Source organism: Micromonospora sp. NPDC057141 (assembly GCF_042670805.1).
Lineage (GTDB): Bacteria > Actinomycetota > Actinomycetes > Mycobacteriales > Micromonosporaceae > Micromonospora.
Genome location: NZ_JBHUVA010000144.1, coordinates 1 through 7,006, shown reverse-complemented (window position 1 = coordinate 7,006; position 7,006 = coordinate 1). Strand labels below are relative to the sequence as shown.

The 7,006-nt window shown below is 71.5% G+C and carries 5 protein-coding genes; all 5 read right to left on the bottom strand.

The features are described 5' to 3' along the window. Positions 1-32 precede the first annotated feature (32 nt). On the bottom strand, positions 33-1,226 hold the full coding sequence (locus ACFT41_RS31825) for a Gfo/Idh/MocA family protein (RefSeq protein ID WP_377614100.1): 1,194 nt from the start codon (positions 1,224-1,226) through the stop codon (positions 33-35). Positions 1,227-1,279: 53 nt separating this feature from the next. Further along, the gene (locus tag ACFT41_RS31820; RefSeq protein WP_377590160.1) at positions 1,280-2,338 is read right to left on the bottom strand and encodes a substrate-binding domain-containing protein; all 1,059 of its coding nucleotides are present in this window, start codon (positions 2,336-2,338) and stop codon (positions 1,280-1,282) included. A gap of 163 nt (positions 2,339-2,501) precedes the next feature. Continuing rightward, complete coding sequence (locus ACFT41_RS31815) at positions 2,502-3,635, bottom strand: ABC transporter permease (RefSeq protein WP_377590162.1); 1,134 nt, start codon at positions 3,633-3,635, stop codon at positions 2,502-2,504. Next, complete coding sequence (locus ACFT41_RS31810) at positions 3,632-5,206, bottom strand: sugar ABC transporter ATP-binding protein (RefSeq protein ID WP_377590164.1); 1,575 nt, start codon at positions 5,204-5,206, stop codon at positions 3,632-3,634. The genes ACFT41_RS31815 and ACFT41_RS31810 overlap by 4 nt, the downstream gene beginning before the upstream one ends. After that, entirely contained in the window at positions 5,203-6,381 is a 1,179-nt protein-coding gene (locus ACFT41_RS31805; RefSeq protein ID WP_377590165.1) for an ROK family protein, read from the bottom strand. Before ACFT41_RS31805 ends, ACFT41_RS31810 begins: the two co-directional genes overlap by 4 nt. Between the last annotated feature and the right edge of the window lie 625 nt (positions 6,382-7,006).

Sequence of the window (7,006 nt, the reverse complement as noted above, 5' to 3'; positions counted from 1 at the left end):
GTGCCGGCACGCGGGCCGGCACCGCCGCTCGGTCAGGCGGGGACCGCCTCCAACGTCGGCTCCACGTCGATCCAGGTGGAGCCCAGGTCCGCCGAGCGGGTCACCGCGTCCAGCACGAGCTGGACCTGCAACCCGTCGGCGAACGACGGCGCGGGGTCGACGCCGGTGGCGATCGCCTCGACGAAGTCGCGTGCCTGGTGGGTGAAGCTGTGCTCGTAGCCGATGATGTGGCCCGGCGGCCACCACGCCGACATGTACGGGTGCTCGGCCTCGGTCACCAGGATGCGCGTGAAGCCCTGCTCGGCGGCGGGTCGCGTCGCGTCGTAGAACTCCAGTTCGTTGAGGCGTTCCAGGTCGAAGACCAGGGTGCCCAGCGAGCCGTTGATCTCCACCCGCAGCGCGTTCTTGCGGCCGGTGGCGAATCGGCTCGCCTCGTACGTGGCCAGCGCCCCGTCGTCGAGCCGGGCCACGAAGACCGCCGCGTCGTCCACGGTGACCGGTCCCATGTCCGGGCCCTGCCCGTCGGCCGCGCCGTTGCCGGCGGCCTGCGCGGCCAGGCCGCTGTACTCCGCCGGCAACGGCCGCTGCTTGACGAACGTCTCGGTGATCGCGCTGACCCCGGTGATCCGCTGACCCGTGACGTACTGGGTCATGTCGATGATGTGCGCACCGATGTCACCCAGCGCGCCGGAGCCCGCCCTGTCCTTCTGCAACCGCCAGACCAGCGGGAACTGCGGGTCGACGATCCAGTCCTGGAGGTACGCCGCCCGGACGTGCCGGATGGTGCCGAGCCTTCCCTCGGCGACCATCCGACGCATCAGGGTGACCGCCGGAACCCGGCGGTAGGTGAAGCCGCACATGGACCGTACCCCCGCCGCCTGCGCGGCGGCCGCCGCGACGGCCATCTCGCGGGCCTCGGCGACCGTGTTGGCCAGCGGCTTCTCGCAGAGCACGTGCTTGCCGGCGGCCAGCGCCGCAAGCGCGATCTCGGCGTGGCTGTCCCCCGGTGTGCAGATGTCGACCACATCGATCTCGTCGGACTCGACGAGGCGACGCCAATCCGTGGTGTGCGCGTCCCAGCCGAGCCGGTCGGCGGCCTCGGCCACCTTCGGCGTGTCCCGGCCGCAGACCAGCGCCATCCGCACCTGCGCCGGCAGGTCGTACACCCGGTTCACGGTGCGCCACGCCTGTGAGTGCGCGGCGCCCATGAACGCGTAGCCGACCATGCCGATCCGCAGTTGACTGTGGTGAGTGGACAAGGTGGGTCTCCCCCCGTGTGTCAGAACCCGAGCTTGAGGTAGGTGCTCGCGTTCTCCTTGGTGATCGTCTCGGAAGCCAGCACGATCTCCTTGGGCACCTGGAGCTCCACCAGGTCGGACATGCCCTTGCCCTGGCCGATGAGCCGGGCGAGCGAGATCGCGGAGGATGCCATCGACGGGCTGTAGGTGACGGTGGCCTTCAGGACCGTGTTGTCGGCCTGGATGTCCTCCATCGCCTTCTTCGAGCCGGCGCCGCCGACCATGAAGAATTCCTTGCGGTTGGCCTGGCTGACGGCGGCGAGCACCCCGATGCCCTGGTCGTCGTCGTGGTTCCAGATCGCGTCGATCTTCGGTAGCGCCTGGAACAGGCCGGTGGCGGCCTGCTGGCCGGAGTCCGCGGTGAACTCGGCCGGCCGCCGGTTGGCCACCTTGAAGCCGCTCGCGGCGAGGGTGTCGGCGAAGCCCTTCGAGCGCTCCTGGGTCAGCTCCAGCGAGTCGATGCCGGGGATCTCGCCGATGATCGGGTTACTGACGCCCTTGGCCTTGAGCTGGTCGATGATGAAGGTGGCCGCGGCCACCCCCATGCCGTAGTTGTCGCCCTTGATCTGGAGCCGGTAGGCCCGGGCGTCCGGGAAGGCCCGGTCCAGGTTGACCACGGGGATGCCGGCCTTCATGGCCTCCAGGCCGAAGGCGTTGAGCTCCTTGCCGTCGTGCGGCAGCAGCACGATGACGTCCGGCTTCTGGGAGATCAGGGTGGACAGCGCCGCCCGCTGGGCCGCCGCGTCCGCGCCGGCCTCGACCGACGTGAACTTCACGTCGGAGTACGCGCCGGCCTGCGCCTTGGCGTTGTTGGTGATGGCGGCGATCCAGCCGTGGTCGGCGGCCGGGGCGGAGAAGCCGATGGTCACCTGCTTGCCGGGGGTGCTGTTGCCGCCGGTGGCGGCCTCGGCCACCTTGGTCTGCGCCGCGGTGGGCGCCGCCTCGTTGCTGGTGCACGCGGTGAGCAGGGCGCCGGCGCCGAGCGCGGCCCCGCCGAACAGCAGCCGCCGACGGGACAGGTCCCGACTGTGCTGGGTCATGACGACCTCCTGGAAGAGGGTGGTGGGCGAAAGAAGGGTGTGGTGCGCCGGGCCACCGTCGGTGCGACGGTCGCCGGATGTGCTGAGCGGGGTGGTGCCTCGGGTGGTGGTGCAGGGTGGTGCGCCCGGGTCGGTCAGGTGCCTCGGGTGGTGCCCGGGTGGATCAGGTGGTGGTGAGGCGGTTGCGGCCGAGGAACTGGGTGAAGCTGCGGAACTGGAACTGCTGGATCAGGACGGCGGCCACGATGATCCCGCCCTTGACCATGTTCTGGGCCTCGGTGGAGAGGCCGTTGATGGCGAAGAGGTTGGTGATGGTGGAGAAGATGACCACCCCGAGCAGGGAACCGACGATGGTCCCCCGCCCGCCGCTGAGCAGCGTGCCGCCGATGATCGCGGCGGCGATCGCGTCCAGCTCGTAGAGGTTCGCCATCGCCGCCTGGGCGGAGTTGGCCTGCGCGGTCAGCATGATCGCGGCGATGCCGCAGCAGAGGCCGGACAGCGCGTAGAGCAGCACGGTGTGCCGCCGGACGTTGATGCCGGCGAGCCGGGCCGCTTCCGGGTTGCCGCCGACGGCGACGGTGCGCCGGCCGAACGTCGTCCGGTTGAGCAGCACCCAGCCGGCGACCACCACGGCGGCGAGGATGTAGACCAGCAGGGGGATGCCGAGCGGGCTGGTGCTGGCGATCCCGTTGATCGTGCCGTTGCTCGACACCTGGGTCTGCTTGTCGGAGATCTCCGCCGCCAGGCCCCGGGCGGCCACCATCATGGCCAGGGTGGCGATGAACGGCACCAGCTTCCCGTACGAGACGAGCAGGCCGTTGACCAGTCCGACGCCGATCCCGACGGTGAGCGCCGTGAAGATCATGCCGCCCGCGCCGTAGCTCTGGGTGGCGAGCGTGGTGGCCCAGACCCCGGCCAGCGCCACGATCGCGCCGACCGACAGGTCGATCCCGCCGCCGATGATCACGAAGGTCATGCCGACGGTGACCACGCCGACCACCGACGCGAGCTTGAGGATGGTGAGGACGTTGTCCCACACCCAGCTCGAGTTGCCGTACAGGTCGGGGCGGGTGGCGATGCCGATCACGACCAGCACGACGAGGACGCCGATCAGGCCGAGGTTGCGCCGGGCGCCCTCGCCGCTGTCGCCGCGCCACCAGGAGAGCTTGCCGGCTGCGGCGGCCCCGTGACCGGGGTGTTTGGCGGCCGTCTCCGTCGCGGCGGGGGCCACGGGCGGGGACTGGGCCGGCAGCTCCGCCGGCCGCTCCGGTGTGGCGGTGGGTGTGCTATCGGTCATGCTGGTGCGCCTTCCATCAGCGACCCCGCCATGACGAGGTCGAGCACCGTGTCTTCGTCCAGTTCACCGGCGGGCGCCTCGCGCACCATCCGGCCTTCGCGCATCACCAGCACCCGGTCGGCCAGGCCGAGCACCTCGGGCACCTCGCTGGAGACCAGCAGCACCCCGACGCCCTGGGCGGCCAGCCCCCGGATCACCTGGTACAGCTCTGCCCGGGCGCCGACGTCGACGCCCCGGGTGGGCTCGTCGAGCAGCAGCAGCTTCGTGCCACCGAGCAGCCAGCGCCCGACCACCACCTTCTGCTGGTTGCCGCCGGAGAGGGTGCGCACCGGCCGGCGCACGTCGCGGGGGCGCAGCTCCAGGGAGTCGGCGACGCCGTCCGCCTCGGCCCGCTCCCGCCCGGCGTCGGTGAAGCCGAGGCGGGCGAACCGGCCGAACGTGGCCAGCGTGACGTTGCGGAAGATCGGCTCGCCGAGCAGCAGCGCCTGGCTCTTGCGCTCCTCGGGTGCCATGCCCATGCCGGCCCGTACCGCCGCGCCGACGCTGCCCGGGCGCAGCGCGCGCCCGGCCATCCGGACCGTGCCGGCGTCCGCGCGGCGGGCGCCGTAGATGGTCTCCAGCAGCTCGGAGCGGCCGGAGCCGACCAGCCCCGCGATGCCGACGATCTCGCCGGCCCGCACGTCGAGCGACACGTCGGCGAACTCGCCGGCCCGGGTCAGCCCGTCGACCTGGAGCAGCTCCGCGCCGGCGCCGGTGTCGGCGGGGCGGTCCGGGAAGACGTACTCGATGTTGCGGCCCGTCATCTTCGCGACCAGGTCGCCGGTCGGGGTGTCGCGCGCCGGCAGGTTCGCCGCCGTGGTCCGGCCGTCCTTGAGTACGGTCACCCGGTCGCCGATCTCGCGGATCTCCTCCATGCGGTGGGAGATGTAGATGACGGCGATGCCCTGCGCGGTCAGCTCACGGATGATCCGGAACAGGTTGCCCACCTCGTCGTGGGCCAGCACCGCGCTCGGTTCGTCCATGATGATCAGTCGGGCCTCGTGGGAGAGCGCCCGGGCCATGCTGACGATCTGTTTGCCGGCCGCCGGCAGCGCCCGCACCATCCGACCGGGCGGGATCTCGCCGTGACCGAGCCGGCCCAGGATCTCCCGGGTCCGGCGGGCCATGTGGCCGCGGCGGACGAAACCGGCCCGACGCGGCTCGTGGCCGAGGAAGGCGTTCTCGGCGACCGACAGGTCGTCGACCAGGTCGAGTTCCTGGTAGATCGTGGCGATGCCGGCGCGCATGGCGGCCTGCGGGTTGGCGAACTCGACCGGCTGGCCCCGCCACTGCACCTGGCCCGAGTCGGGGCGGTGCACCCCGGCGAGGACCTTGATCAGGGTGGACTTGCCGGCGCCGTTCTGCCCGAGCAGGCAGTGCACCTCGCCGGCCCGCACCTCAAGCTGCACCCCGCCCAGCGCCCGTACGCCGGGGAAGGTCTTCACCACGTCGGTCAGCCGCAGCACCACCTCGCCGGCGCGGATGTCGGCGGGGGCCTCGACCAGCGGGGCCGCGTTGTCGTCCTGGCTCATGACGCCTCCCCGAAGGCCACATCGCTGGCGAGCACGGCGGCGCCGGCCACCCCGGCGCGCGGGCCCAGCTCGGACAGGACGACCGGCAGGTTGCCGGTGGCCAGCGGCAGCGACCGGCGGTAGACCACGCTGCGGACCTCGGCGAGCAGGATGTGGCCGAGCTTGGCCAGCCCGCCGCCGATCACGATCATCGACGGGTTGGTGAAGCTGACCAGGCTGGCCAGCACGCCGCCGACCCGCCGGCCGCCGTCGCGGATGAGCTGGATGCAGATCACGTCGCCCTCGATGGCGCCCTCGGCGACGTCCTCCGCCGTGACGGTGCCCCGGGTGGACAGTCGCTCGGCCAGGGCCGGCGAGGAGCCGTTGCGCGCGGCGGCGTTCGCGTCGCGGGCCAGGGCGGCCCCGCTGAACAGCGCCTCCAGGCAGCCGGCGTTGCCGCAGGAGCACGTCGGCCCGTGCGTGTCGACCTGGATGTGGCCGATGTCCCCGGCGCAGCCGTCGGTGCCCCGGTAGACCTCACCGCTGAGGTAGATCCCGCACCCGATACCGGTGCCGATCTTGACGAACAGGAAGTCGTCCACCGAGTGGGCGACGCCGCCGTGCCGCTCGCCGATCGCCATGATGTTGACGTCGTTGTCGACCACCGCAGGGCAGCCGTGTTCGCGGGTCAGCAGCTCGCGGACGGGGAAGCGGTCCCAGCCCGGCATGATCGGCGGCGAGACCGGCACGCCGTCGCGGAAGCTGACCGGCCCGGGCACCCCGATGCCCACGGCGTGCAGCCGCTCGTACGCCCCGTCGGCCCGGGCCTTGTCCAGCAGCTCGTTGACCCGCTGGAGGATCATCTTCGGACCGTTGCGGATGTCGGCCGGCTCCGCGTACGCGGCGACCGGCTCCAGCCGGCCGTTGACCACCTCGACGTCGATCGAGCTGGCCCCGAGGTCGACCGCCGCGAAGCGCAGCTGCGGGTTGAGCTCGACCAGGGTCGACCGGCGCCCGCCCCGCGACGCCGCGAGGCCGGCCTCGGCGACGTAGCCGAGGTCCACCAGCCGCTCCAGCTCGGCGAGCAACCGGGGACGCGGCATCTCCAGCCGGTCGCCCAGCTCCGCCCGGGACACCGCTCCCTCGTCGCGGAGCAACCGCAACAGCCGCAGGTGCAGGGGCTCCACCGTTCGCACCGGCAACTCACCTCCGCATCGGAGTCGTTCACATCGACGAAATCGCGACGTGTTGTGTGCGACACAGTAGAAGCCTTCCGCAGCCACTGTCCAGAGCTTCGGCCGATCCGACCAGAACTTTCGCCCGTTCGAACAAAAGCAAGAAGTTGATCTAGAAAAGTCCTCACCCCGCCAGCACGCCGCTGTCGGGGGCACGATTCGTCGCCCCCCTCTTCACCGTGGGTGAAAGCAGATCTGCGCTGGCGGGGTAGCAAGTGGCCTCACGCTGCGTGTCGACCTGCCGGCCTCGCACCGGATCCCGCGTCCACTTTGCTCTGCACCCACACACGCAACACCCCGACCGAGCAGGGCACTTGCGGAATCGCGCAAGGTGAGGCCCGCAGGGTGCCGGGTAGCACTGCGTAGCCGTTGCGTCGGTAGGTGCAGAGCAAAGGGCCGGGGGTGGGTGGTGGGTGCCGGGTGGGCGTGTAGCGCTGCGTCACGCGCCGGGCAGCACCGCCGACTTCGGCGGGCGCTAGAGGTCGGCGGGTCCTAGTGCAGCCCCGCAGAAGTCTTGTCAGGGTTGGGTTCACGCTGCCAGAGGCCGACCGTCGTAGCGCCATCGGAAGGGTTTGGCGGTCCGGCT